The organism is Klebsiella michiganensis, assembly GCA_000963575.1.
In the GTDB taxonomy this organism is placed as follows: Bacteria; Pseudomonadota; Gammaproteobacteria; order Enterobacterales; family Enterobacteriaceae; genus Cedecea; species Cedecea michiganensis_A.
Map to the genome: position 1 here is coordinate 1,262,743 of CP011077.1, position 25,904 is coordinate 1,288,646.

The 25,904-nt window shown below is 54.0% G+C and carries 23 protein-coding genes and 3 tRNA genes; 20 read left to right on the forward strand and 6 right to left on the reverse strand.

The window, feature by feature from the left end; all coding sequences use genetic code 11:
• The first annotated feature begins 38 nt into the window (after positions 1–38).
• The 19 genes from VW41_05995 to VW41_06085 all read left to right on the forward strand — a co-directional run bounded on the left by VW41_05995 (position 39) and on the right by VW41_06085 (position 18,884).
• Positions 39–2,846 carry a 2-oxoglutarate dehydrogenase gene (locus VW41_05995; protein ID AJZ88612.1) on the forward strand — a complete coding sequence of 936 codons (2,808 nt, stop codon included), beginning with the start codon at positions 39–41 and terminating at the stop codon, positions 2,844–2,846.
• Between the two features lie 15 nt (positions 2,847–2,861).
• On the forward strand, positions 2,862–4,088 hold the full coding sequence (locus tag VW41_06000) for a dihydrolipoamide succinyltransferase (protein AJZ88613.1): 1,227 nt from the start codon (positions 2,862–2,864) through the stop codon (positions 4,086–4,088).
• 98 nt (positions 4,089–4,186) lie between these two features.
• The gene (gene sucC / locus VW41_06005) at positions 4,187–5,353 is read left to right on the forward strand and encodes a succinyl-CoA synthetase subunit beta (GenBank protein AJZ88614.1); all 1,167 of its coding nucleotides are present in this window, start codon (positions 4,187–4,189) and stop codon (positions 5,351–5,353) included.
• Positions 5,353–6,225 (forward strand): succinyl-CoA synthetase subunit alpha, encoded by an 873-nt coding sequence (locus tag VW41_06010; GenBank protein ID AJZ88615.1) that lies wholly within the window; start codon positions 5,353–5,355, stop codon positions 6,223–6,225. Before sucC ends, VW41_06010 begins: the two co-directional genes overlap by 1 nt.
• A gap of 819 nt (positions 6,226–7,044) precedes the next feature.
• Positions 7,045–8,613, forward strand: coding sequence for a cytochrome d terminal oxidase subunit 1 (locus VW41_06015; GenBank protein AJZ88616.1), 1,569 nt, complete (start codon positions 7,045–7,047; stop codon positions 8,611–8,613).
• 15 nt (positions 8,614–8,628) lie between these two features.
• The gene (locus VW41_06020) at positions 8,629–9,768 is read left to right on the forward strand and encodes a cytochrome d ubiquinol oxidase subunit 2 (GenBank protein ID AJZ88617.1); all 1,140 of its coding nucleotides are present in this window, start codon (positions 8,629–8,631) and stop codon (positions 9,766–9,768) included.
• Between the two features lie 126 nt (positions 9,769–9,894).
• On the forward strand, positions 9,895–10,188 hold the full coding sequence (locus VW41_06025) for a cytochrome bd biosynthesis protein (GenBank protein AJZ88618.1): 294 nt from the start codon (positions 9,895–9,897) through the stop codon (positions 10,186–10,188).
• Between the two features lie 148 nt (positions 10,189–10,336).
• On the forward strand, positions 10,337–10,741 hold the full coding sequence (locus tag VW41_06030; GenBank protein ID AJZ88619.1) for an acyl-CoA thioesterase: 405 nt from the start codon (positions 10,337–10,339) through the stop codon (positions 10,739–10,741).
• Positions 10,742–10,746: 5 nt separating this feature from the next.
• Positions 10,747–11,424, forward strand: a complete 678-nt coding sequence (locus VW41_06035; GenBank protein AJZ88620.1) for a colicin uptake protein TolQ — start codon at positions 10,747–10,749, stop codon at positions 11,422–11,424.
• 13 nt (positions 11,425–11,437) lie between these two features.
• A complete protein-coding gene (locus VW41_06040; GenBank protein ID AJZ88621.1) occupies positions 11,438–11,863 on the forward strand; it encodes a colicin uptake protein TolR in 426 nt (141 codons plus the stop codon).
• A 32-nt stretch (positions 11,864–11,895) separates the two neighbouring features.
• On the forward strand, positions 11,896–13,203 hold the full coding sequence (gene tolA, locus VW41_06045) for a membrane protein (GenBank protein AJZ88622.1): 1,308 nt from the start codon (positions 11,896–11,898) through the stop codon (positions 13,201–13,203).
• 131 nt (positions 13,204–13,334) lie between these two features.
• Entirely contained in the window at positions 13,335–14,627 is a 1,293-nt protein-coding gene (gene tolB, locus VW41_06050; GenBank protein ID AJZ88623.1) for a translocation protein TolB, read from the forward strand.
• Positions 14,628–14,658: 31 nt separating this feature from the next.
• Positions 14,659–15,180 (forward strand): peptidoglycan-associated outer membrane lipoprotein, encoded by a 522-nt coding sequence (locus VW41_06055; GenBank protein AJZ88624.1) that lies wholly within the window; start codon positions 14,659–14,661, stop codon positions 15,178–15,180.
• A 9-nt stretch (positions 15,181–15,189) separates the two neighbouring features.
• The gene (locus tag VW41_06060) at positions 15,190–15,975 is read left to right on the forward strand and encodes a tol-pal system protein (GenBank protein AJZ88625.1); all 786 of its coding nucleotides are present in this window, start codon (positions 15,190–15,192) and stop codon (positions 15,973–15,975) included.
• 164 nt (positions 15,976–16,139) lie between these two features.
• Positions 16,140–16,215 (forward strand) — tRNA-Lys (locus tag VW41_06065).
• 174 nt (positions 16,216–16,389) lie between these two features.
• Positions 16,390–16,465: transfer RNA gene (locus tag VW41_06070), tRNA-Lys, on the forward strand.
• 161 nt (positions 16,466–16,626) lie between these two features.
• A tRNA-Lys gene (locus tag VW41_06075) sits at positions 16,627–16,702 on the forward strand.
• A 380-nt stretch (positions 16,703–17,082) separates the two neighbouring features.
• Entirely contained in the window at positions 17,083–18,144 is a 1,062-nt protein-coding gene (locus tag VW41_06080; protein ID AJZ91877.1) for a quinolinate synthetase, read from the forward strand.
• 23 nt (positions 18,145–18,167) lie between these two features.
• Positions 18,168–18,884, forward strand: coding sequence for a nicotinamide riboside transporter PnuC (locus VW41_06085; GenBank protein ID AJZ88626.1), 717 nt, complete (start codon positions 18,168–18,170; stop codon positions 18,882–18,884).
• Here the strand turns inward: VW41_06085 and VW41_06090 are convergent, their stop codons facing one another.
• Together VW41_06090 and VW41_06095 are read right to left on the reverse strand one after the other, a co-directional pair.
• On the reverse strand, positions 18,885–19,820 hold the full coding sequence (locus VW41_06090) for a zinc transporter ZitB (GenBank protein AJZ88627.1): 936 nt from the start codon (positions 19,818–19,820) through the stop codon (positions 18,885–18,887).
• Between the two features lie 124 nt (positions 19,821–19,944).
• On the reverse strand, positions 19,945–20,271 hold the full coding sequence (locus tag VW41_06095) for a hypothetical protein (GenBank protein AJZ88628.1): 327 nt from the start codon (positions 20,269–20,271) through the stop codon (positions 19,945–19,947).
• Between the two features lie 323 nt (positions 20,272–20,594).
• Between VW41_06095 and VW41_06100 the strand changes: the two genes are divergently transcribed.
• The gene (locus VW41_06100; protein AJZ88629.1) at positions 20,595–21,647 is read left to right on the forward strand and encodes a phospho-2-dehydro-3-deoxyheptonate aldolase; all 1,053 of its coding nucleotides are present in this window, start codon (positions 20,595–20,597) and stop codon (positions 21,645–21,647) included.
• A gap of 63 nt (positions 21,648–21,710) precedes the next feature.
• Here the strand turns inward: VW41_06100 and gpmA are convergent, their stop codons facing one another.
• The 4 genes from gpmA to VW41_06120 form a co-directional block, all read right to left on the reverse strand.
• Entirely contained in the window at positions 21,711–22,463 is a 753-nt protein-coding gene (gene gpmA, locus VW41_06105) for a phosphoglyceromutase (GenBank protein AJZ88630.1), read from the reverse strand.
• A gap of 209 nt (positions 22,464–22,672) precedes the next feature.
• Positions 22,673–23,713, reverse strand: a complete 1,041-nt coding sequence (gene galM / locus VW41_06110) for a galactose-1-epimerase (protein AJZ88631.1) — start codon at positions 23,711–23,713, stop codon at positions 22,673–22,675.
• The gene (locus VW41_06115; GenBank protein AJZ88632.1) at positions 23,707–24,855 is read right to left on the reverse strand and encodes a galactokinase; all 1,149 of its coding nucleotides are present in this window, start codon (positions 24,853–24,855) and stop codon (positions 23,707–23,709) included. The genes galM and VW41_06115 overlap by 7 nt, the downstream gene beginning before the upstream one ends.
• Positions 24,852–25,904, reverse strand: a complete 1,053-nt coding sequence (locus tag VW41_06120) for a galactose-1-phosphate uridylyltransferase (GenBank protein AJZ88633.1) — start codon at positions 25,902–25,904, stop codon at positions 24,852–24,854. Before VW41_06120 ends, VW41_06115 begins: the two co-directional genes overlap by 4 nt.

The window sequence follows — 25,904 nt, forward strand, 5'->3', positions numbered from 1 at the left end:
CACGGCGAAATAAGCATAAATTTGCTTAAGGGATCACGATGCAGAACGGCGCGATGAAGCCCTGGCTGGACTCTTCCTGGCTGGCGGGCGCAAACCAGTCCTACATAGAGCAGCTCTATGAAGACTTCTTAACCGATCCTGACTCTGTTGATGCGCACTGGCGCACGATGTTCCAGCAGTTACCTGGCACCGGAGCCAGACCGGATCAATTCCATTCAAAAACGCGTGATTATTTCCGTCGTCTGGCGAAGGATGCCTCACGTTACTCCACCGCAATTACCGATCCTGACACTGACGTTAAGCAAGTTAAGGTTCTGCAGCTGATCAACGCCTGGCGTTTCCGCGGGCATCAGGCAGCAAACCTCGATCCGCTTGGCCTGTGGAAGCAAGAATCCGTTCCCGATCTGGATCCGGCTTTCCACAACCTGACGGATGAGGATCTGCAGCAGAGCTTTAACGTGGGTTCTTTTGCCGGCGGCAAAGAAACCATGAAGCTTGCGGATCTGATTGACGCTCTGCAACAAACCTACGGCGGCTCTATTGGCGCCGAGTACATGCACATTACCAACACAGAAGAGAAACGCTGGATCCAGCAGCGCATTGAATCTGTGGTGGGCCAGTCAACCTTTACGCCGGAAGAGAAAAAACGCTTCCTGAGCGAGTTGACTGCAGCAGAAGGTCTGGAACGTTACCTGGGTGCCAAATTCCCTGGGGCGAAACGCTTCTCGCTGGAAGGCGGCGATGCGCTGGTGCCGATGCTCAAAGAGATGATTCGCCACGCCGGTAAGAGCGGCACGCGCGAAGTGGTGCTGGGTATGGCGCACCGCGGTCGTCTTAACGTGCTGATCAACGTGCTGGGTAAAAAACCGCAGGATCTGTTCGACGAATTTGCCGGTAAACATAAAGAGCACCTCGGCACCGGTGACGTGAAGTACCACATGGGCTTCTCCTCCGACGTGGAAACCGAAGGCGGCCTGGTTCACCTGGCGCTGGCGTTTAACCCGTCTCACCTCGAAATCGTTAGCCCGGTGGTTATTGGTTCCGTGCGTGCGCGTCTGGATCGTCTGGACAAGCCAGGCAGCAACCAGGTATTGCCGATCACCATTCACGGTGATGCCGCGGTAGCCGGGCAGGGCGTGGTTCAGGAAACCCTGAACATGTCCAAAGCGCGTGGCTATGAAGTGGGCGGTACCGTGCGTATCGTTATCAACAACCAGATTGGTTTCACCACCTCTAACCCGCTGGATGCGCGCTCCACGCCGTACTGTACCGATATCGGTAAGATGGTGATGGCGCCGATTTTCCACGTTAATGCGGACGATCCGGAAGCCGTTGCCTTTGTGACTCGTCTGGCGCTGGACTTCCGTAACACCTTCAAACGCGATGTGTTTATCGATCTGGTTTGCTACCGTCGCCACGGCCATAACGAAGCTGATGAGCCAAGTGCAACTCAGCCAGTGATGTACCAGAAAATCAAAAAACATCCGACCCCGCGTAAGATTTACGCCGACAAGCTGGAGCAGGACAAGCTGGCCACGCTGGAAGATGCCACCGAAATGGTGAATCTGTACCGCGATGCGCTGGATGCGGGCGAATGCGTCGTCAACGAATGGCGTCCGATGAACATGCACTCCTTTACCTGGTCGCCGTACCTTAACCATGAATGGGACGAAAGCTATCCGAACAAGGTTGAGATGAAGCGCGTGCAGGAACTGGCTAAGCGCATCAGCACCGTGCCAGAAGCCGTAGAAATGCAGTCCCGCGTGGCGAAAATCTACAGCGACCGTCAGGAGATGGCGAACGGCAACAAGCTGTTCGACTGGGGGGCGGCAGAGAACCTGGCTTATGCAACCCTGGTAGATGAAGGCGTGTCCGTGCGTCTGTCCGGTGAAGATGCTGGCCGTGGTACCTTCTTCCACCGTCACGCGGTTATCCATAACCAGACTAACGGTTCTACCTACACGCCGCTGGCGCATGTTCACAACAGCCAGGGTATCTTCAAAGTCTGGGATTCCGTGCTGTCTGAAGAAGCGGTTCTGGCCTTTGAATACGGTTATGCGACGGCAGAACCTCGTACTCTGACCATCTGGGAAGCTCAGTTCGGCGACTTCGCCAACGGCGCTCAGGTTGTGATTGACCAGTTCATCAGCTCCGGCGAGCAGAAATGGGGCCGTATGTGTGGCCTGGTGATGCTGCTGCCGCACGGCTATGAAGGACAAGGGCCTGAGCACTCCTCCGCGCGTCTGGAGCGTTATCTCCAGCTGTGCGCCGAGCAGAACATGCAGGTTTGCGTCCCATCAACTCCAGCTCAGGTTTATCACATGCTGCGTCGTCAGGCGCTGCGCGGGATGCGCCGTCCGCTAGTGGTGATGTCACCGAAATCTCTGCTGCGCCACCCGCTGGCGGTTTCCAGCCTTGACGAACTGGCCAACGGCGCTTTCCAGCCTGCCATCGGCGAGATTGATGAACTGGATCCGAAAGGCGTTAAGCGCGTAGTTCTGTGTTCCGGTAAGGTTTACTACGACCTGCTGGAGCAGCGTCGCAAGAATGACCAGAAGGATGTGGCGATTGTGCGTATCGAGCAGCTCTATCCGTTCCCGCACCAGGCGGTACAGGAAGCGCTGAAGCCGTTCGCACACGTACACGACTTCGTCTGGTGCCAGGAAGAGCCGCTGAACCAGGGCGCCTGGTACTGCAGCCAGCACCACTTCCGCGAAGTGATTCCGTTTGGGTCCGCTCTGCGTTATGCAGGTCGCCCGGCCTCCGCCTCTCCGGCGGTAGGGTATATGTCCGTTCACCAGAAGCAACAGCAAGATCTGGTTAATGACGCGCTGAACGTCGAATAAATTAAAGGATAAATAATGAGTAGCGTAGATATTCTAGTTCCTGACCTGCCTGAGTCCGTAGCCGACGCGACAGTGGCAACCTGGCATAAAAAACCGGGCGACAGCGTCAAACGTGACGAAGTGCTGGTTGAAATCGAAACTGACAAAGTGGTACTGGAAGTACCCGCGTCTGCGGACGGCGTTCTGGATGCGGTACTGGAAGATGAAGGCACAACCGTGACCTCTCGTCAGATTCTGGGCCGCCTGCGTGAAGGCAACAGCGGCGGAAAAGAAACCTCCGCAAAAGCTGACGCCAAAGAGTCTACTCCGGCTCAGCGCCAGCAGGCTTCTCTGGAAGAGCAGAGCAATGATGCCCTCAGCCCGGCTATCCGCCGCCTGATCGCAGAAAACGACCTCGACGCCAGCGCCATCAAAGGCAGCGGCGTAGGCGGCCGTATCACTCGTGAAGATGTTGAAAAACACCTGAGTGAAGCGAAAGCAAAACAGCCTGCACAGGCAAAAGCCGCCGAAGCCACTCAGGCACCGGTTGCGCCACTGGCTGGGCGCAGCGAAAAACGCGTGCCAATGACCCGTCTGCGCAAGCGCGTGGCCGAGCGTCTGCTGGAAGCGAAAAACTCTACCGCCATGCTCACTACTTTCAACGAAGTGAACATGAAGCCAATCATGGAACTGCGTAAGCAGTACGGTGAAGCGTTTGAAAAACGCCACGGCGTGCGTCTGGGCTTCATGTCCTTCTACATTAAAGCGGTTGTTGAAGCGCTGAAACGCTATCCGGAAGTGAACGCTTCCATCGACGGCGAAGACGTGGTTTACCACAACTACTTTGATGTCAGCATCGCGGTGTCCACCCCGCGTGGCCTGGTGACGCCTGTGCTGAAAGACGTTGATACCCTGGGCATGGCTGACATCGAAAAACGTATCAAAGAGCTGGCAGTGAAAGGCCGTGACGGCAAGCTGACCGTGGAAGAGTTGACCGGCGGTAACTTCACCATTACCAACGGCGGCGTCTTCGGTTCTCTGATGTCTACGCCAATCATCAACCCACCTCAGAGCGCGATCCTGGGTATGCACGCCATCAAAGACCGCCCAATGGCGGTTGACGGTAAAGTAGAGATCCTGCCGATGATGTATCTGGCGCTCTCTTACGATCACCGTCTGATCGATGGCCGCGAGTCCGTGGGTTACCTGGTAGCGATTAAAGAGCTGCTGGAAGATCCAACTCGTCTGCTGCTTGACGTGTAGTCGAACAAGACTCTGGCGGGTGCTATGACACCCGCCCCTACAACCGAATCTAACCTTACCCCGAGCATTAATGCTCTTTATCTGGATGGATAGAACTCATGAACTTACACGAATATCAGGCGAAACAGTTGTTTGCTCGGTATGGTTTGCCGGCACCCGTCGGTTACGCCTGCACCACACCGCGTGAAGCGGAAGAAGCCGCCTCTAAAATTGGCGCGGGTCCTTGGGTGGTGAAATGTCAGGTTCATGCCGGTGGCCGCGGTAAAGCGGGCGGTGTGAAAGTGGTTAACAGTAAAGAAGACATTCGTGCTTTTGCTGAGCACTGGCTGGGCAAGCGTCTGGTAACCTACCAAACGGACGCCAACGGCCAGCCTGTACACCAGATTCTGGTGGAAGCTGCAACCGACATCGACAAAGAGCTGTATCTGGGCGCGGTGGTTGACCGTAGCTCTCGCCGCGTAGTCTTCATGGCCTCCACCGAAGGCGGCGTGGAAATTGAAAAAGTGGCGGAAGAAACTCCGCACCTGATCCACAAAGTTGCGCTGGATCCGCTGGCTGGCCCAATGCCTTACCAGGGACGTGAACTGGCGTTCAAACTCGGTCTGGAAGGTAAACAGGTTCAACAGTTCACCAAGATCTTTATGGGTCTGGCGACCATCTTCCTTGAGCGCGATCTGGCGCTAATCGAAATCAACCCGCTGGTGATCACTAAGCAGGGCGATCTGGTCTGCCTCGACGGCAAACTGGGGGCCGACGGCAACGCGCTGTTCCGCCAGCCTGATCTGCGTGAAATGCGCGACCAGTCTCAGGAAGATCCTCGTGAAGCTCAGGCTGCACAGTGGGAACTCAACTACGTTGCGCTGGACGGCAACATCGGCTGCATGGTTAACGGTGCGGGCCTCGCAATGGGCACCATGGACATCGTTAAGCTGCACGGCGGCGAGCCGGCTAACTTCCTTGACGTGGGCGGCGGTGCAACCAAAGAGCGCGTAACCGAAGCGTTCAAAATCATCCTGTCAGACGACAAAGTAAAAGCCGTTCTGGTCAACATCTTCGGCGGCATCGTACGCTGCGACCTGATTGCCGACGGCATCATTGGCGCGGTAGCCGAAGTGGGCGTTAACGTGCCGGTTGTGGTGCGTCTGGAAGGTAACAACGCCGAACTGGGTGCGAAAAAACTGGCAGATAGCGGCCTGAACATCATTGCAGCGAAAAGTCTGACGGACGCAGCACAGCAGGTTGTTGCTGCCGTGGAGGGGAAATAATGTCCATTTTGATCGATAAAAACACCAAGGTAATTTGCCAGGGCTTTACCGGCAGCCAGGGGACTTTCCACTCCGAGCAGGCGATTGCATACGGTACGCAAATGGTTGGCGGCGTGACGCCAGGCAAAGGCGGTACTGAACATCTGGGCCTGCCGGTATTCAATACCGTGCGTGAAGCCGTAGAAGCTACCGGCGCGACGGCTTCCGTTATCTATGTTCCGGCTCCGTTCTGCAAAGACTCTATCCTGGAAGCGATTGATGCGGGCATTAAGCTTATCATCACCATCACTGAAGGCATCCCTACGCTGGATATGCTGACCGTGAAAGTGGCGCTGGATGAAGCAGGTGTGCGCATGATCGGGCCAAACTGCCCGGGTGTTATCACCCCAGGCGAATGCAAAATCGGCATCATGCCGGGCCACATTCACCTGCCGGGCAAAGTAGGCATCGTTTCCCGTTCCGGGACGCTGACCTATGAAGCCGTTAAGCAGACGACCGACATCGGCCTCGGCCAGTCAACCTGCGTTGGTATCGGCGGTGACCCGATCCCTGGCTCCAACTTCATTGATATCCTGAAGATGTTCCAGGCAGATCCAAAAACCGAAGCCATCGTAATGATCGGTGAAATCGGCGGGAGCGCAGAAGAAGAAGCGGCGGCCTATATTAAAGAGCACGTCACCAAACCTGTAGTGGGCTACATTGCCGGCGTTACAGCGCCTAAAGGCAAGCGTATGGGCCACGCGGGCGCCATCATTGCGGGTGGGAAGGGGACTGCGGATGAGAAATTCGCTGCTCTGGAAGCCGCTGGCGTGAAAACCGTTCGCAGCCTCGCCGACATCGGCGATGCGCTGAAAGCAATTCTGCCGCAGTAAGCAGATGCCCCCCGCGCAAGTGGGGGAGACAGTAATAATAAGTGTTCGACATGGTTGGCCACCCTGGGTGGCCTTTTTTTATGTTTCTCTCTTGATATCCTGGCGCCTCCTTGCGCTGCGTCGCGCACTTCCTCGCCTTTATTCTTTTCCGGGATAATTTCTCTTCGCAATATTTTCCCCCTGTAACCTTATAAAAAATAATGATTTGTTAATTTAATTTACGCTAAAAGTGAATTATTTGTGAAAATTAAAGGAGGGACGCTAAAAAGACGAAAGTGACGCGGCATAAATAGTGTAAAGATGGCCTGGCTGGCACGGGGCGAATTTAAGCTTCAGGTTTAAATATCCGCTTAATGTTGAGAATAAGCGTCATGATATTAACCTCGAGCGAAGCGTTAAAACATATCGTTAACAACAAATTCACGATTAATTCTCTATTGAAAAATAATTAACATTGCCAGTGTAAATTGTTTTGGATCAATGTTTAAAGCTGGCGTTGCGGGGTATAAAGGGGCAAAATTGCTGCAGATCAAACTGGCCGAATAACGGTGTTTTAGCTATAAATTGATCGCCGTCGTAAAACGTAAAAAACATTAAGAAAAAACTGTTTATTGTAAGGGAATTGCAGGGTAATATAATTACGGGTTATTTTTGATTTAATTAACGTGTTTGTAACCTTTTACCTTTTGATTTCACATTTGAATAAAGTGGGCGAGAAAAAGGGGACTGGAAGCGAATGTATTTGTATTAGGGCATGCTTGTGAGAAACCTCCCGGTGAACCACAGTCGAAGTCTTCATACGAAGAGCAAGGAGTCAAGATGTTTGATATTGTCGAACTGTCGCGCTTACAGTTTGCCTTGACCGCGATGTACCACTTCCTGTTTGTGCCATTAACGCTCGGTATGGCGTTTTTGCTGGCCATCATGGAAACGGTCTACGTCCTGTCAGGTAAGCAGATTTATAAAGATATGACCAAATTCTGGGGCAAGTTGTTTGCAATCAACTTTGCGCTGGGGGTGGCAACCGGTTTGACCATGGAGTTCCAGTTCGGGACTAACTGGTCTTACTATTCTCACTATGTCGGGGATATCTTCGGTGCGCCGCTGGCTATCGAAGGCCTGATGGCATTCTTCCTCGAATCTACTTTCGTTGGTCTGTTCTTCTTTGGCTGGGATCGCCTCGGCAAAGTCCAACATATGGCCGTCACCTGGCTTGTCGCATTAGGCTCCAACCTCTCCGCGCTGTGGATTCTGGTTGCTAACGGCTGGATGCAGAACCCTATCGCTTCCGACTTCAACTTCGAAACCATGCGAATGGAAATGGTCAGCTTTGCCGAGCTGGTCCTGAACCCGGTAGCGCAGGTTAAATTCGTTCACACCGTAGCGTCCGGCTATGTCTGTGGCGCGATGTTCGTTCTCGGTATCAGTTCTTACTACCTGCTGAAAGGCCGTGACGTCGCTTTTGCTAAACGTTCCTTCGCGATTGCCGCGAGCTTCGGTATGGCCGCTATTCTCTCCGTTATCGTACTGGGCGATGAGTCTGGCTACGAAATGGGTGACGTGCAGAAAACCAAACTGGCTGCGATTGAAGCCGAATGGGAAACTCAGCCAGCGCCGGCAGCGTTCACCCTGTTTGGTATTCCCGATCAGGATAAGCAAGAAAACCGCTTCGCTATTCAAATCCCTTACGCGCTGGGCATCATTGCTACCCGTTCGGTGGATAAGCCAGTAACCGGCCTTAAAGAGCTGATGGTGCAGCACGAAGAGCGTATCCGTAACGGGATGAAGGCTTACAGCCTGCTTGAGCAGCTGCGCGGTGGTTCAACCGATCAAAGCGTGCGTGATAACTTCAACCACGTTAAGAAAGACCTTGGTTATGGTCTGCTGCTGAAGCGCTATACGGATAACGTCACTGACGCGACCGAAGAGCAGATTCAGAAAGCGACCAAAGACTCCATTCCTCGCGTAGCGCCGCTGTACTTCGCGTTCCGTATCATGGTGGCCTGTGGCTTCCTGATGCTGTTCATTATCGCGGTGTCGTTCTGGACCGTGACCCGTAACGCCATTGGTTCGAAAAAATGGCTGCTGCGCGCCGCGCTGTACGGTATTCCACTGCCGTGGATCGCTATCGAATCCGGCTGGTTTGTCGCGGAGTACGGGCGTCAGCCTTGGGCAGTGGGTGAGGTTCTGCCAACCGCCGTTGCGAACTCCTCGTTGAGCGTGGGTGACCTGCTGTTCTCCATGATACTGATTTGCGGCCTTTACACGCTGTTTATGGTGGCGGAACTGTTCCTGATGTTCAAATTTGCTCGCCTTGGGCCGAGCAGCCTGAAAACAGGGCGCTATCACTTTGAGCAGTCCAACGTGGCTTCTCAGCCGGCACGCTAAGACAGGAGTCGTCAAATGATCGATTATGAAGTATTGCGTTTTATCTGGTGGCTGCTGGTTGGCGTTCTGCTGATTGGCTTCGCCGTCACCGACGGCTTCGATATGGGCGTGGGCATGCTGTCACGCGTGATTGGCCGGACTGATGTTGAACGCCGCATCATGGTTAACTCCATTGCGCCGCACTGGGACGGGAACCAGGTTTGGCTGATCACCGCTGGTGGCGCATTGTTTGCCGCCTGGCCAATGGTTTATGCCGCTGCCTTCTCCGGCTTCTATGTCGCGATGATTCTGGTGCTGGCTGCCTTGTTCTTCCGTCCGGTAGGATTTGACTACCGCTCGAAGATTGAAGATACCCGCTGGCGTAACATGTGGGACTGGGGCATTTTCATCGGTAGCTTCGTGCCGCCGCTGGTAATCGGCGTGGCGTTCGGTAACCTGCTGCAGGGCGTACCGTTCCACGTTGATGAATACCTGCGCCTTTACTACACCGGTAACTTCTTCCAGCTGCTGAATCCGTTTGGTCTGCTGGCGGGCGTTGTCAGCGTGTCGATGATTGTGGCTCAGGGCGCAACCTATCTGCAGATGCGTACCGTGGGTGAGTTACATCTGCGTGCTAAATCGGCTGCTCAGATTGCTGCGCTGGTGATGATGGTTTGCTTCGCGCTGGCCGGTGTCTGGGTTATCTACGGCATTGATGGCTATGTGGTGACCTCCGCTCTGGATCATCATGCTGCTTCTAACCCGCTGACCAAAGAAGTAGCGCGTCAGGCTGGGGCCTGGTTGGTGAACTTCAACAATACGCCTGCGCTGTGGTTGATTCCTGCTCTGGGCGTTGTGCTGCCGCTGCTGACCATTCTCATGTCTCGTCTGGAGAAAGGCGCCCTCGCGTTTATCTTCTCCTCGCTGACGCTGGCCTGTGTGATCCTGACTGCCGGTATCGCGATGTTCCCGTTCGTGATGCCTTCCAGCACCATGATGAACGCTAGCCTGACCATGTGGGATGCGACATCCAGCCAGCTGACGCTGAATGTGATGACCTATGTCGCTATCGTGTTCGTGCCAATCATTCTTCTCTACACCACCTGGTGTTACTGGAAAATGTTCGGCCGTATCACGAAAGAACACATCGAAAGCAACTCCACCTCTCTGTACTAATAAGGAGCTGATTATGTGGTACTTTGCATGGATTCTGGGCACGCTTCTCGCGTGTGCATTCGGGATTATTACCGCGCTGGCTCTCGAGCACGTTGAGGCGAGCAAAGCCGGAAAAGAAGAGCACTAATGGAATACGTTATCGCGAAGCTGTACGCGGTAATGGATAAGAGCCCCTTGCGGGCTCTTTCCTTAGTGATGGCGCTGGCCCTGGCCGGGTGTATTTTTTGGGACCCGTCTCGTTTCGCCGCAAAAACGAGTGAGCTGGAGATTTGGCATGGCTTCCTGCTGATGTGGGGCGTTTGTGCCGGGATCATTCATGGCGTGGGTTTCCGCCCAACCAAAGTTCTTTGGCAGGGCGTTTTCTGCCCGCTGATTGCCGATTTAGTGCTCATCGCTGGACTGCTGTTTTTCTTCTTCTGAATGCCTGCGTGCATTCCCCCGCCTGAAACAGAAATTATGGGCTTTAACAAGCCCATAAAAATTTACTTAACGTTTAAAACAATCCATTCCAAACCCTCATGCTCTTGCGTATAGTAAGCAGCGTTAAATTGCATTACCGGGATGTAAAGTGAGTACAACGCTGTTTCGATGGCCGGTTCGTGTTTACTACGAAGACACTGACGCCGGTGGTATGGTTTACCATGCCAGTTATGTTGCTTTTTATGAAAGAGCACGCACAGAGATGCTGCGCCAGCACAACTTTAACCAGCATTCCCTGTTGGCGGAGCGTGTCGCCTTTGTCGTACGCAGGATGACGGTTGATTATCTTGCGCCTGCCCGACTCGACGATTTACTCGAAATCCAAAGTGAAATTACATCGATGCGCGGCACTTCTATGGTGTTTACGCAGCGAATAGTCAACGCTGAAAATCAGTTGCTTAACCAAGCTGAAGTGCTGATTGTTTGTGTTGATCCACACCTAATGAAGCCTCGTGCGCTTCCCAAGTCTATTGTCGCGGAGTTCAAGCAGTGACTGACATGAATATCCTTGATTTGTTCCTGAAGGCAAGCCTTCTGGTCAAATTTATCATGTTGATTTTGATTGGTTTTTCCATCGCATCATGGGCAATCATCATTCAGCGAACGCGTATCCTTAATGCCGCCGGCCGTGAAGCCGAGGCGTTCGAAGACAAGTTCTGGTCCGGAATCGAACTGTCTCGCCTGTATCAGGAGAGCCAGGGCCGCCGCGACAGCTTGAGCGGTTCTGAGCAGATCTTCTATTCCGGTTTTAAAGAGTTCGCGCGTTTGCACCGCGCCAATACCCATGCGCCAGAAGCCGTGGTTGAGGGCGCATCTCGAGCGATGCGTATCTCGATGAGCCGTGAGCTGGAAACGCTGGAAACCCATATTCCTTTCCTTGGCACCGTCGGTTCCATCAGCCCGTATATCGGCCTGTTTGGTACGGTGTGGGGGATCATGCATGCGTTTATCGCTCTGGGCGCGGTGAAGCAGGCAACGTTGCAGATGGTTGCGCCAGGGATTGCTGAAGCGCTGATCGCGACTGCGATCGGCCTGTTTGCTGCTATTCCGGCCGTTATGGCGTACAACCGTCTTAACCAACGCGTGAACAAACTGGAATTGAATTACGACAACTTCATGGAAGAGTTCACGGCTATCCTGCACCGTCAGGCTTTTACCAGCAGCGAAAAGCAGTAACAAGGGGTAAGTCATGGCCAGACGCGGACGTGGTCGTCGTGAGCTGAAGTCAGAAATTAACATCGTTCCTTTGCTGGACGTGCTGTTGGTGCTGCTGCTGATCTTTATGGCAACGGCGCCAATCATCACCCAAAGCGTCGAGGTGGATCTGCCGGATGCGACAGACTCTCAGACCGTCAGCAGTAACGATGAACCGCCGGTCATTATTGAAGTGTCCGGGGTAGGGCAGTACAGCGTAGTGGTTGAGAAAGATCGTATGGATCAACTGCCGTCAGAGCAGGTTGTGGCCGAAGCGCAGCGTCGTCTGCAGGCAAACCCGAAAACGGTATTTTTGATCGGCGGTGCAAAAGATGTTCCGTATGACGAGATCATCAAAGTGCTGAATCTGTTGCATCAGGCGGGCGTGAAGTCCGTCGGTTTGATGACGCAGCCAATCTGATCCATCTCGCTTAAAACGTTTGGGAACCGATAGTGTCAAAGGCAACAGAAGAGAACGCTAAATTAAAACGAGCGATCATCGTTTCAGTGGTGCTGCATATCATTTTGATTGCCATCCTGATCTGGAGCTCGTTTGATGAGCACATTGATGCATCCGCTGGCGGTGGCGGTGGTTCTTCTATTGACGCGGTGATGGTTGACCCGGGTGCGGTAGTGGAAAACTACAATCGCCAACAGCAGCAGCAGGCAAGCAGCAAACGCGCCGCTGAACAGCGCGAGAAACAGGCGCAGCAGCAGGCCGAAGAACTTCAGCAAAAACAGGCGGCAGAACAACAGCGCCTGAAAGAGCTGGAGAAAGAGCGTTTAGCCGCTCAGGAGCAGGCAAAAGCGCAGGCTGAACAGCAGAAGCAGGCTGAAGCGGCCGCGAAGCAGGCTCAGGAGCAGCAGAAGCAGGCAGAAGCTGCTGCGGCTGCGGCGAAGGCAAAAGCGGATGCTCAGGCGAAAGCCCAGGCTGACGCGCAGGCAAAAGCTCAGGCTGATGCCCAGGCGAAGGCTGCGGAAGAAGCCGCTAAGAAAGCTGCTGCGGATGCTCAGAAGAAAGCCGCTGAAGAAGCAGCCAGAAAAGCCGCCGACGCAGAGAAAAAGGCCGCCGCTGACGCTGCTGCTGCGGCGAAAAAAGCTCAGCAGGATGCTGAGAAAAAAGCTGCAGATGCTGCCGCTAAGAAAGCTGCGCAGGAAGCGGAGAAGAAAGCCGCCGCTGAAGCAGCCAAGCAAGCCGCAGCCGAAAAAGCAGAAGCGGCTAAACAGGCTGCTGCCGACAAAGCAGCGGCTGAAAAGGCCGCCGCTGACAAAGCTGCCGCCGCGAAAGCCGCAGCAGATAAGAAAGCAGCCGCAGACGCGAAGAAAAAAGCTGCTGCTGAGAAAGCCGCTTCTGACAAGGCTGCAGCGCAGGGCGTAGACGATTTGTTCGGTGATTTAAGCTCAGGTAAGAATGCACCGAAAACAGGCGGTGGGGCGAAAGGTAATGCCGCAGCCGCCGCTGGAAAAGGGAATAATAAAAACAACGGCGCAAGCGGGGCAGAGATCAACGGCTACGCAGGTCAGATAAAGGCAGCGATCGAGAGTAAGTTCTATAACGATCCTTCGTTTGCCGGTAAGACCTGTTCGCTGCGGATCAAACTGGCTCCGGACGGCCTTCTGCTTGATATCAAGCCAGAAGGTGGCGATGCAGCACTTTGCCAGGCTGCCGTTGCGGCAGCGCGTCTGGCGAAGATTCCTAAGCCGCCAAGCGAAGCTGTTTATGAAGTCTTCAAGAACGCACCGATCGACTTTAAGCCTTAACGCGGTTTTCCCCGCCACGGTGGGGAAAGCACACTAAGCTGAGTTACAGGGTTTTGGTAGTTTTGTGTATTTGGGTTTGTTAACATTCTGCTAAATTATCGTGGGCTTTCCGCCCGGATAAGGGAGATATGATGAAGCAGGCATTTCGTGTAGCGTTAAGTTTCTTAATGCTGTGGGCAGCGGTGCTGCACGCAGAAGTTCGTATCGAGATCACCCAGGGTGTCGACTCCGCTCGTCCGATTGGTGTGGTTCCGTTTACCTGGGCCGGCCCTGGTGCTGCCCCAGAAGATATCGGTGGCATTGTTGCCGCTGACCTGCGTAACAGCGGGAAATTCAATCCACTCGACAGATCTCGTCTGCCACAGCAGCCGGGTTCTGCTCAGGAAGTTCAGCCAGCGGCTTGGACTGCTCTGGGCATTGACGCCGTGGTAGTCGGTCAGGTTACACCAAACGGTGACGGCAGCTATACCGTTGCTTACCAGCTGGTAGACACCTCTGGTGCGCCGGGCACGGTGCTGGCGCAGAACTCCTACAAAGTGAACAAGCAGTGGCTGCGCTACGCCGGCCATACCGCCAGCGACGAAGTGTTTGAGAAGCTGACCGGGATTAAAGGCGCATTCCGTACCCGTATTGCTTATGTAGTGCAGACCAATGGCGGCCAGTTCCCTTATGAGCTGCGTGTTTCTGATTACGATGGCTACAACCAGTTTGTGGTTCACCGTTCTCCGCAGCCGCTGATGTCTCCAGCCTGGTCTCCGGATGGCAGTAAACTGGCTTACGTGACCTTCGAAAGCGGCCGTTCTGCTCTGGTTGTGCAGACGCTGGCTAACGGTGCAGTGCGTCAGATTGCTTCGTTCCCGCAGCACAACGGTGCGCCGGCGTTTTCACCGGATGGTTCTAAGCTGGCGTTCGCGCTGTCTAAAACCGGCAGCCTGCAGCTGTACGTGATGGACCTGGGTTCTGGTCAGATTCGTCAGGTGACTGAGGGTCGTAGCAACAACACCGAACCAACCTGGTTCCCGGACAACCAAACTCTGGCCTACACCTCGGACCAGGCGGGTCGTCCACAGATTTATAAAGTCAGTATTAATGGCGGTGCTCCGCAGCGTCTGTCCTGGGAAGGTTCTCAGAACCAGGATGCCGATGTCAGTGCCGACGGTAAGATTATGGTAATGGTCAGCTCCGCGAGCGGTCAGCAGCACATTGCCAAACAGGATCTGGTAGCGGGTGGCGTAACAACTTTATCGTCAACGTTCCTGGATGAAACGCCAAGTCTGGCACCTAACGGCACTATGGTAATCTACAGCTCTTCTCAGGGGATGGGATCCGTGCTGAATTTGGTTTCAACAGATGGGCGTTTCAAAGCGCGTCTTCCGGCAACTGATGGACAGGTCAAATTCCCTGCCTGGTCGCCGTATCTGTGATAACAATATTGATTATTAAAGGATCAAAGAAATGCAACTGAACAAAGTGCTGAAAGGGCTGATGATTGCTCTGCCGGTTATGGCTATCGCGGCGTGTTCTTCTAACAAGAGCGCCAACAATGGTCAGAGCGGTGAAGGTATGCTGGGTGCCGGCACTGGTATGGACGCTAACGGCCACGGCAACATGTCTTCTGAAGAGCAGGCTCGTCTGCAGATGCAACAGCTGCAGCAGAACAACATCGTTTACTTCGGTCTGGACAAATACGATGTTAGCTCTGAATTCGCTGCAATGCTGGATGCGCACGCTAACTTCCTGCGTAGCAACCCGTCTTACAAAGTGACCGTAGAAGGTCATGCGGATGAGCGCGGTACCCCAGAGTACAACATCGCACTGGGCGAACGTCGTGCTAACGCTGTTAAAATGTACCTGCAAGGTAAAGGCGTTTCTGCAGACCAGATCTCCATCGTTTCTTACGGTAAAGAAAAACCTGCAGTACTGGGTCATGACGAAGCGGCTTACGCTAAAAACCGTCGTGCCGTACTGGTTTACTAAGAGAATCGCATGAGCAGTAACTTCAGACATCACTTGTTGAGTCTGTCGTTACTGGTTGGCATAGCGGCCCCCTGGGCCGCTAATGCTCAGGCGCCAATCAGTAGTGTCGGCTCAGGCTCGGTCGAAGACCGTGTCACCCAACTCGAGCGTATTTCTAACGCTCACAGTCAGCTTTTGACCCAACTCCAGCAGCAACTCTCCGATAACCAGAATGACATTGATTCCCTGCGCGGTCAGATCCAGGAAAGTCAGTATCAGCTGAATCAGGTTGTGGAACGTCAAAAGCAAATTTTGCTGCAGATGGATAGCCTTGGCGGCGCTGCCGCGGGAGCAGGGCAACAGCCTGCTGCCGGTGCCTCCCAGACTGCCACGCCGGACGCTGGGGCCTCTAACGCGGCTCCTGCTGCCCCGGTGCAAGGCGGTGACGCTAATAGCGACTACAACGCTGCTATCGCGCTGGTGCAGGATAAATCGCGTCAGGACGATGCTATCAACGCGTTTCAGTCCTTTGTGAAGAAGTATCCGGATTCAACTTATCTACCTAACGCCAATTACTGGCTTGGTCAGTTGAATTACAACAAAGGCAAAAAGGATGATGCGGCGTTTTATTTTGCCTCAGTGGTGAAAAACTACCCGAAATCCCCTAAAGCACCGGATGCCATGTTTAAGGTTGGCGTGATCATGCAGGACAAAGGCGACGCCGCAAAAGCGAAAGCCGTATACCAGCAGGTCGTTAAACAGTATCCCAATACTGACGGTGCAAAGCAGGCTCAAAAACGTCTGAATGCGCAATAATGCTTGCGGCCTGACCAGATATCGTCGTTTTTCTGGTCTCGCCGTGCGAAACATAAGCAGTTGAGCGATCTGCGTCAAAATTATTGTTGCGTCAAAATCTTAAATCAGTAATATATGCCGCCGTTGCCAAGGGATACGAAACAAACCCAAAGTGACGCAAAAGTGGGTCGTTAGCTCAGTTGGTAGAGCAGTTGACTTTTAATCAATTGGTCGCAGGTTCGAATCCTGCACGACCCACCACTTTAAAGTAAGAAGCTGTAGTCAGGCGTGAAGGGTTCGAACCTGCAGCAGGTTTGAGTTAAGCGAAAGCGAAACAACGTTGTGATAGCAACGGCCCGGAGGGTGATAATCATCCTGCACGACCCACCACTTTAAAGCAGAAGCAGTAAAGAAGTTTGCAGTAAGCCGCACAGCGGGTCGTTAGCTCAGTTGGTAGAGCAGTTGACTTTTAATCAATTGGTCGCAGGTTCGAATCCTGCACGACCCACCACTTTAAAGTAGCAAGCTGTAGTCAGGCGTGAAGGGTTCAAACCTGCAGCAGGTTTGAGTTGAGCGAAAGCGAAACAACGTTGTGATAGCAACGGCCCGGAGGGTGGTAATCATCCTGCACGACCCACCGCTTTAAAGTAAAAAGCAGCAACCGCATACAGCGGGTCGTTAGCTCAGTTGGTAGAGCAGTTGACTTTTAATCAATTGGTCGCAGGTTCGAATCCTGCACGACCCACCAATGTAGAAAGGCGCCCTAAAGGCGCCTTTTTGCTATCTGCGATTCGGGCAGGGTTCGAGCCTGCAGCAGGTTTGAGTTGAGCGAAAGCGAAACAACGTTGTGATAACAACGGCCCAAAGGGTGATAATCATCCTGCACGACCCACCAATGTAGAAAGGCGCCCTAAAGGCGCCTTTTTGCTATCTGCGATTTGAAATCCTGCTTTTTATCCTGTTTAACACCCCCCGTTTCTCTTTCTCTCAGTTCATCGGGCAATAACCCACGACATCCTGATTAAATTTCGCTATCTTGTTTAGCATATAAAACAATGAGTGCGGGCTATGGCGTAAATTACGCTTTTTAAGGCCTGTAATGTTAAGTCAGTAAAACGAGATTGCATGATGAGCGTAATGTTTGACCCGGAAACCGCGATTTATCCTTTCCCGCCTAAACCCACTCCCCTGAACAGGGACGAAAAGCAGTTCTACCGTGAAAAAATTAAGCGCCTGCTTAAAGAGCGGGATGCGGTGATGGTGGCGCACTACTACACCGACCCGGAAATCCAGTCGCTGGCGGAAGAGACCGGCGGGTGTATTTCTGACTCGCTCGAAATGGCTCGCTTCGGTGCCAACCACCCTGCGTCCACGCTACTGGTAGCCGGGGTTCGTTTCATGGGGGAAACGGCGAAAATCCTCAGCCCCGAAAAAACAATTCTAATGCCAACCCTGAATGCCGAATGTTCACTGGATCTCGGCTGCCCGATTGAGGCGTTTAACGCTTTCTGCGACCAGCACCCCGATCGCACCGTGGTCGTCTATGCTAATACCTCTGCTGCGGTAAAAGCCCGGGCTGACTGGGTTGTGACGTCCAGTATTGCGGTAGAGCTGATTGAACACCTGGACAGCCTGGGTGAGAAAATTATCTGGGCACCGGATCGCCACCTTGGCAGCTATGTTCAAAAGCAGACCGGAGCCGATGTGCTGTGCTGGCAGGGAGCCTGTATTGTGCATGATGAATTTAAAACCCAGGCCCTGGCGCGCATGAAGGCGCTTTACCCGAACGCAGCCGTCCTGGTACATCCTGAGTCGCCGCAGGCGGTGGTTGATATGGCCGATGCCGTGGGCTCGACGAGCCAGTTGATTAACGCCGCTAAAACGCTGCCTCACCGGCAGCTTATTGTGGCCACGGATCGCGGGATATTTTATAAAATGCAGCAGGCGTGCCCGGATAAAGAGTTGCTGGAGGCGCCGACTGCAGGAGAAGGGGCAACATGCCGCAGCTGTGCGCATTGCCCGTGGATGGCGATGAACGGGCTTAAAGCAATTGCAGAGGGGCTGGAGCAGGGCGGAACTGCACACACGATAGAAGTGGATGCTGCGCTACGTGAGGGCGCACTGATTCCGCTTAACCGCATGCTCGATTTTGCGGCTGAATTGCGTCGGACGGTTAAAGGCAACGCGTAAAGACATTACGCTCAGGGGAACACATGGATTTTTTTAGCACGCAGAACATTCTCGTCCACATCCCAATCGGAGCCGGCGGGTATGACTTATCATGGATTGAGGCCGTGGGAACGCTGGCGGGATTGCTTTGTATCTGGCTCGCAAGCCTGGAGAAGATTGGAAATTACGCTTTCGGGTTAATTAACGTCACGCTGTTTGCCATTATTTTCTTTCAGATCCAGCTCTACGCCAGCCTTCTTTTGCAACTGTTCTTTTTTGTGGCGAATATTTACGGCTGGTATGCCTGGTCACGGCAAAGCAGTAATAATCAGTCGCTGCTGCAAATCCGCTGGCTGCCTTTGCCAAAAGCGATTGCCTGGCTGGTGATTATTATCGCGGCAATTGGGCTGATGACGCTGTTTATCGACCCGGTCTTTGCCTTCCTGACCCGGGTTGCCGTGACGGTGATGCAGAGCATGGGCCTGAACGTTACCCTGCCAGAGCTGCAGCCTGACGCTTACCCGTTCTGGGATTCGTGCATGATGGTGCTGTCGATTGTGGCGATGATCCTGATGACCCGTAAATACGTGGAAAACTGGCTGCTGTGGACAATCATTAACGTGATCAGCGTGGTTATCTTTGCCCTGCAGGGGGTTTACGCGATGTCGCTGGAGTATCTCATTCTGACGTTCATTGCGCTGAATGGCAGCCGGATGTGGATCAAAAGCGCGCGACAGTCCGGTTCGCGCGCCTTCTCCTGATCAAGAGTGATGATGGGCATGGCCGGCGTGGTGGTCATGCTCATTCAGGTCGCAGTCTGGCCCGTGGCAAACCTGATACTCCATTTGTACCGTGGCGTGCTCTATCTGGTACTCGTGCGCCAGGAAGTGATGTATGCACTCCAGCAGGGCATCGTGATCGTGGGGCGGCACGACCTGAACATGCAGCGTCATCAGCGGCTTTTCGCCAACCAGCCAAATATGAACGTGATGCACGTTCCGCACTTCCGGTATTGAGCGAGAAAGATTCCGTTTCAGGGCGGCAATGTCGATGGCGCTCGGCGCACCTTCCAGTAACTCATTGACGCTCTCTTTCAGCAGACTCCAGGCGCTGCGCAGTACCAGGCAGGAAACCAGCACCGAAAGGATCGGGTCAATAGGTGTCCAGCCGGTCCAGAGAATCACCACCGCCGCTACAATTGCCCCCACAGAACCCAGCAAATCCCCCAGCACGTGCAGCGCCGCTGCGCGAACGTTGAGGTTTTTCTCTCCGCCGCCGCTATGCAGGATCCAGAAAGAGACAAGGTTGGCCAACAGCCCGGCGACCGCAATTGTCAGCATGGCCCAGCCGGCAATAGGCTGAGGATTTGAGAAGCGCTGAATCGCTTCCCAGACGATAAGTATGGTAATCACCACCAGAGCAATGGCATTTACAAATGCTGCAAGCGTGGTCAGGCGCAGCCAGCCAAAGGTATGCCGGGCGTTGGGTGGGCGACGGGCAAAATGTACGGCCAGCAGGGCAAACAGCAGGGCGGCTGCATCGGTGAGCATATGTCCGGCGTCAGCCAGGAGGGCCAGCGAGCCGGAAAGCAGGCCGCCAATAACTTCGGCAACCATGAAAATCGCCGTGATGAGGAAAGCGAACAACAGGCGTTTTGCGTTACTGTCGGAAGGTGTGTGTGGGTGTGAATGCGCCATAATCTCTCACAAATATCAGTCGCGGTGAGCTAATTATAACCGCTTCCTGACGTCAACTTGTTGAAAGATGCCGATAAAAAAAGAGAGCCGTCTGGCTCTCTTCTCATGATTTTTTATGAGGGAACTACTGCGAGGTTCCGTCGACTTTTTTGTTCACCTCTTGCCCGCTGCCGGTCTCAACTTTTTTGTTGGTGTCCGGACAGCGCCCATCTTTGCACATGCTGTTTTTGTGCACTTCGCTTTTGCTCATTTTATGGTGAGAACCGTTTATTTTGTCATTGCTGACGCCGTTTGGAGCCACTTTCTGATGTGCGTCAGGTGCGACCTGTCCCGCTTCGGCGCTGGCGTTTGCCTGCCCGTTGTTTGCGCTCGACGTTGAGTCTGCGGCATATACGATTCCGCTGCCCAGAGTCAGCGTGGCGGTTAATAGCAGCGTGGTTAATTTTTTCATCTTGTGCTCCTGTTCTGGTCGTTATTGCTGGATAACTTCTTCCAACAGTGCAGTGCAAAATGCTGAAAAATCCTGCAGGGCAGCTGTCTGCACCGGGCTTTAATTTTCAAAATAGTATTACATATTGAAAATTTAATATTTTTCAGCGTTAACAGTTGGGAAGTGTAGTTAACAGGAGCGTGTTCACCACGTTTTCACTGTTTTTTTCGAGTTTTCAGGATTAATCTGTGAGAAGTGTAAAAGCCCGTTTACACTTGTGGTTATGCGAGTTAGATTGAAAGGATTGCAACGAAGAAAAATATCAGGATGACCCCGGAACTATCATGAATTATCAGAACGACGACTTAAGAATCAAAGAGATCAACGAGCTTCTCCCCCCTGTAGCGCTGCTGGAAAAATTCCCCGCCACTGAAAAAGCCGCCCACACCGTCTCTCAGGCCCGCAAAGCGATTCACAAAATCCTTAAAGGCAGCGACGATCGTCTGCTGGTGGTGATCGGCCCTTGCTCCATTCACGACACGAAGGCTGCCAAAGAGTACGGCGCGCGCCTACTGGCATTGCGTGAGGAACTTCAGGGTGAGCTGGAAGTGGTCATGCGTGTCTATTTTGAAAAACCACGCACCACGGTGGGCTGGAAAGGCCTGATTAACGATCCGCACATGGACAGCAGCTATCAAATTAACGACGGCCTGCGCATTGCGCGCAAGCTGCTGCTGGATATCAACGATTCCGGCCTGCCTGCCGCAGGGGAATTCCTTGATATGATCACCCCTCAGTATCTGGCGGATCTGATGAGCTGGGGAGCTATCGGCGCGCGTACCACTGAATCACAGGTGCACCGCGAGCTGGCTTCCGGCCTGTCTTGCCCGGTCGGCTTTAAAAACGGTACCGATGGCACTATCAAAGTTGCGATTGATGCTATCAACGCCGCAGGGGCGCCACACTGCTTCCTGTCCGTGACCAAGTGGGGCCATTCCGCCATCGTCAACACCAGCGGGAACGGTGACTGCCACATTATTCTGCGCGGCGGCAAAGAGCCTAACTACAGCGCGAAGCATGTGGAAGAGGTGAAAGCGGGCCTGGTGAAAGCGGGTCTTGAACCACAGGTGATGATCGATTTCAGCCACGCCAACAGCAGCAAACAGTTTAAAAAGCAGATGGATGTTTCTGCCGACGTTTGTGGCCAAATTGCCGGTGGCGAGAAGGCTATCATCGGCGTGATGATTGAAAGTCATCTGGTGGAAGGCAATCAAAGCCTGGAGAGCGGCGAGCCGCTGGTCTACGGCAAAAGCGTTACCGACGCCTGCATTGGCTGGGACGATACAGAAGTGGCGCTGCGCAAACTTGCCGCTGCGGTAAAGGCACGTCGCGGCTAACGGCCTGATTTGATCAATAAAAAAGGCGTGGTACTTACCACGCCTTTTTTTATGGGCGGCGAATTACTTCGCTTTACCCTGGTTGGCTACTGCTGCGGCTTTCGCTGCGATTTCGTCAGCGTTGCCCAGGTAGTAACGTTTCAGCGGTTTGAAGTTCTCATCAAACTCATAAACCAGCGGCACGCCGGTAGGGATGTTCAGCTCGAGGATCTCATCTTCGCTCAGGTTATCCAGGTATTTAACCAGCGCGCGCAGGGAGTTACCGTGAGCAGCAACGATGACGCGCTCGCCGGATTTCATGCGTGGCAGAATGGACTCATTCCAGAACGGTGTTACGCGGTCGATGGTCAGCGCCAGGCTTTCGGTGGTTGGCAGTTCGCTGTCGGTCAGTTTTGCGTAACGTGGATCGTGGCCAGGGAAGCGCTCGTCGTCTTTAGACAGCTCTGGTGGGGTGATCGCGAAGCCGCGACGCCACTGTTTAACCTGCTCGTCACCGTATTTTTCAGCGGTTTCAGCTTTGTTCAGACCCTGCAGCGCGCCGTAGTGACGCTCGTTCAGTTTCCAGGATTTCTCGACCGGCAGCCAGGCCTGGTCCAGTTCATCGAGGATATTCCACAGGGTGTGGATGGCACGTTTCAGCACAGAGGTGTAAGCGAAGTCGAAAGTGAAGCCTTCGTCCTTCAGAAGCTTACCGGCAGCTTTAGCTTCGGTACGACCTTTATCAGACAGATCAACATCATACCAACCAGTGAAGCGGTTTTCGTTGTTCCACTGGCTTTCGCCGTGACGAACCAGAACCAGCTTAGTAACAGCCATGATTTACTCCTTAATGAGCCTGGGATTAATGATAACAATTATCATTATATTGCCGCGCCATAAGCCACGGCAATGATAAACGTTTAACATAGCGAAAAAGCGCGTGGAGTGTAAGGTGGTTGTAAAAGGTTGTTATATTTTTGGCGCGATCTGGCGGTAAAGTCAGCGATTTGGTGAGGAATTGCCCTTAATGAAAAGGGCAAGGGGCTTTAGCTGGGCAGAAACTGGTATTGCGTGACGGTCAGGTAGGTTTCTTCTGGCTTTAACCAGCAGTCGGGCTGTGGCCATTCAGGATGATTTGGGCTGTCCGGCAGGAAGCCGCTTTCCAGCGCCAGGCCATTCCAGTCACTGTAGCTTGCTTTATCGCGGGCAAGCGTGCCCGCCAGATAGTTCCCGCTGTAGAACTGTAACGCAGGTGCCGTTGTGAACACTCGCATTTCCAGCGCACCGTCGGCGGACCAGACCCGTGCAACCGGCTGACTAAGATCGCCCTTAGCCTGCAGCAGAAAAGCGTGGTCATAGCCTTTGGTAGCTTGCTGATCGGTATCGGACAGAAAATCTTGCGCAAGTGTTTTGGGTTCACGGAAATCAAAGCTGGTGCCGGCCACGTTTTTCAGGTCACCCGAGGGCAAGCCGCTGGCGTCGACCGGCAAATAGCTGTCGGCCAGCAGCTGAAGTTTATGCTGACGCACATCGCTTTGAACGGTGTCGAGGTTGAAGTAGGCGTGATTGGTGAGACTGACCGGGCACGGCTTATCGACGGTGGCACGGAGCTCGATGCTGATGCGGTTATCTTCCGTCAGCGCATAGTGCGCCGTGGCGCATAATTTACCGGGAAAACCCTGATCGCCGTCGCACGAGTCCAGTTCGTAAATCACTTCCTGCTCATTTTGTATGGCAATGCGCCAGCGGCGTTTGTCGAAGCCCTCCGGCCCGCCGTGAAGCTGATTTGCGCCCTGGTTAATCTCAAGCTGGAGCGTCTCACCGCCAACGGTGAGTTTCCCCCCCGCAATACGGTTAGCGTAGCGTCCGACAGTTGCGCCCATAAAGGCACTTTGCTGCAAATAGTGCTCTGGGGAAGCGCAGCCCAGTAACGTTTCCCGCACGCTGCCGTCTTTTAGCTGTACCCGGCAAGAGAGCAGGGTCGCGCCCCAGTCCATCAGCGTGACCACCATCCCCGCGCCGTTGCGCAGGGTGGTAAGGCGAAAAGGCTGGCCGTCCGGCGCCAGCTTCGGCGTCTCTTTTAGCATTGACCCGCTCCTTCGGAGGCTTTGCAAACGTAGAACGTCTCTTTAATGCCTGTTTTGCGCTCGTACTGCTCCTCAACCGCCTGTTTAACGGCCGGAACAAGATCTTCAGGCACCAGCGCGACAATGCAGCCCCCAAATCCGCCGCCGGTCATACGTACGCCGCCTTTCTCACCAATGGTGGCTTTAACTATCTCCACAAGGGTGTCGATTTGCGGCACGGTGATTTCGAAGTCATCGCGCATGGAGGCGTGAGATTCGGCCATCAGTTGGCCCATACGCACCAGGTCACCTTTGGCAAGTGCGTCCGCCGCCTCCACGGTGCGGATATTTTCGGTCAGCACATGACGAACTCGTTTGGCAACGATCGGATCCAGCTCATGCGCCACCGTATTGAATTTTGCCAGCTCAACGTCGCGCAGCGCTTTCTGGCTAAAGAAACGAGCGCCGGTTTCACACTGTTCACGGCGGGTGTTGTATTCGCTCCCAACCAGCGTGCGCTTGAAGTTGCTGTTGATTATCACCACCGCAACGCCTTTTGGCATAGAGACGGCTTTCGTTCCCAGGGAACGGCAGTCAATGAGCAGGGCGTGGTCTTTCTTGCCAAGGGCGGAAATCAGCTGATCCATGATGCCGCAGTTGCAGCCGACAAACTGGTTCTCTGCTTCCTGGCCATTGAGCGCCAGCTGCGCGCCATCAAGAGGGAGATGATAAAGATGCTGGAATACTTTACCTACTGCGACTTCCAGCGAGGCGGAAGAGCTCAGCCCGGCGCCCTGCGGCACATTGCCGCTGATCACCATATCCACGCCGGAAAAATTTTTATCGCGTTTTTGCAGGTGCTTCACCACGCCGCGAACGTAGTTAGCCCACTGTTGAGTATCGTGCGAGACGATAGGGGCATCGAGGGAAAAGCTGTCCTGCTGATTGTCATAATCGGCGGCAACAACCCGCACAATGCGGTCCTCCCGTTTGGCGCAGCTAATAACCGTCTGATAATCAATGGCGCAAGGCAGCACAAAACCGTCGTTGTAATCGGTGTGCTCGCCAATCAGGTTTACGCGGCCCGGAGCCTGAATAGCGTGGGTTGCCGGGTAACCAAATTGCTCAGCGAACAGACGCTGGGTTTTCTCTTTCAGACTCATAATGGCGCTCCTGACTGGCGGAAATGGATATCGCTAACGGCACGCAAGCGTTCTGCGGCTTGCTCTGCGGTTAAATCTCGCTGGGTTTCGGCCAGCATTTCATAGCCGACCATGAACTTACGCACCGTAGCGCTGCGCAGCAGCGGCGGGTAGAAATGCGCGTGAAGCTGCCAGTGCTGATTGCTCTCCCCGTTGAACGGCGCACCGTGCCAGCCCATTGAGTAGGGGAAGGAGCACTGGAAGAGGTTGTCATAGCGGCTGGTGAGTTTCTTCAGGGCTAACGCGAGGTCAGCGCTTTGTTCTGCGCTTAGGTCGGTGATACGCAGAACGTGGGTTTTGGGCAGCAGCAGGGTTTCGAACGGCCATGCTGCCCAGTAGGGGACGACGGCCAGCCAATGCTCGGTTTCAACCACGGTGCGGCTACCGTCCGCCAGTTCACGCTGCACATAGTCGAGCAGCATAGGGGTGCCCTGGTGGGCGAAATATTCACGTTGTTGGGCATCTTCACGGGCGACCTCGTTGGGCAAAAAGCTGTTTGCCCAAACCTGTCCGTGAGGATGTGGGTTGGAGCAGCCCATGGCCGCGCCTTTATTTTCAAATACCTGAACCCACGGATATTTTTGCCCCAGCTCAGCGGTCTGCTGCTGCCAGGTTTGTACGACTTCTTCCAGAGCGGGAAGCGTGAGCTCTGGCAGCGTTTTGCTATGATCGGGAGAGAAGCAGATAACCCGGCTGGTACCGCGCGCGCTTTCGCAACGCATCAAGGGATCATGGCTCGCTGGGGCATCAGGCGTGTCCGTCATCAGCGCCGCAAAATCGTTGGTAAAAACGAAAGTGCCGGTGTACTCGGGGTTTTTATCCCCGGTTACGCGCGTATTCCCCGGGCAAAGAAAACAGTCCGGATCGTGTGCCGGAAGCTTTTCTTGTGCAGGGTTTTCCTGTGCACCCTGCCAGGGGCGTTTCGCCCGATGCGGTGAAACCAAAATCCATTGACCCGTTAGCGGGTTATAGCGGCGATGCGGATGATCGACCGGGTTAAACTGCTCCAT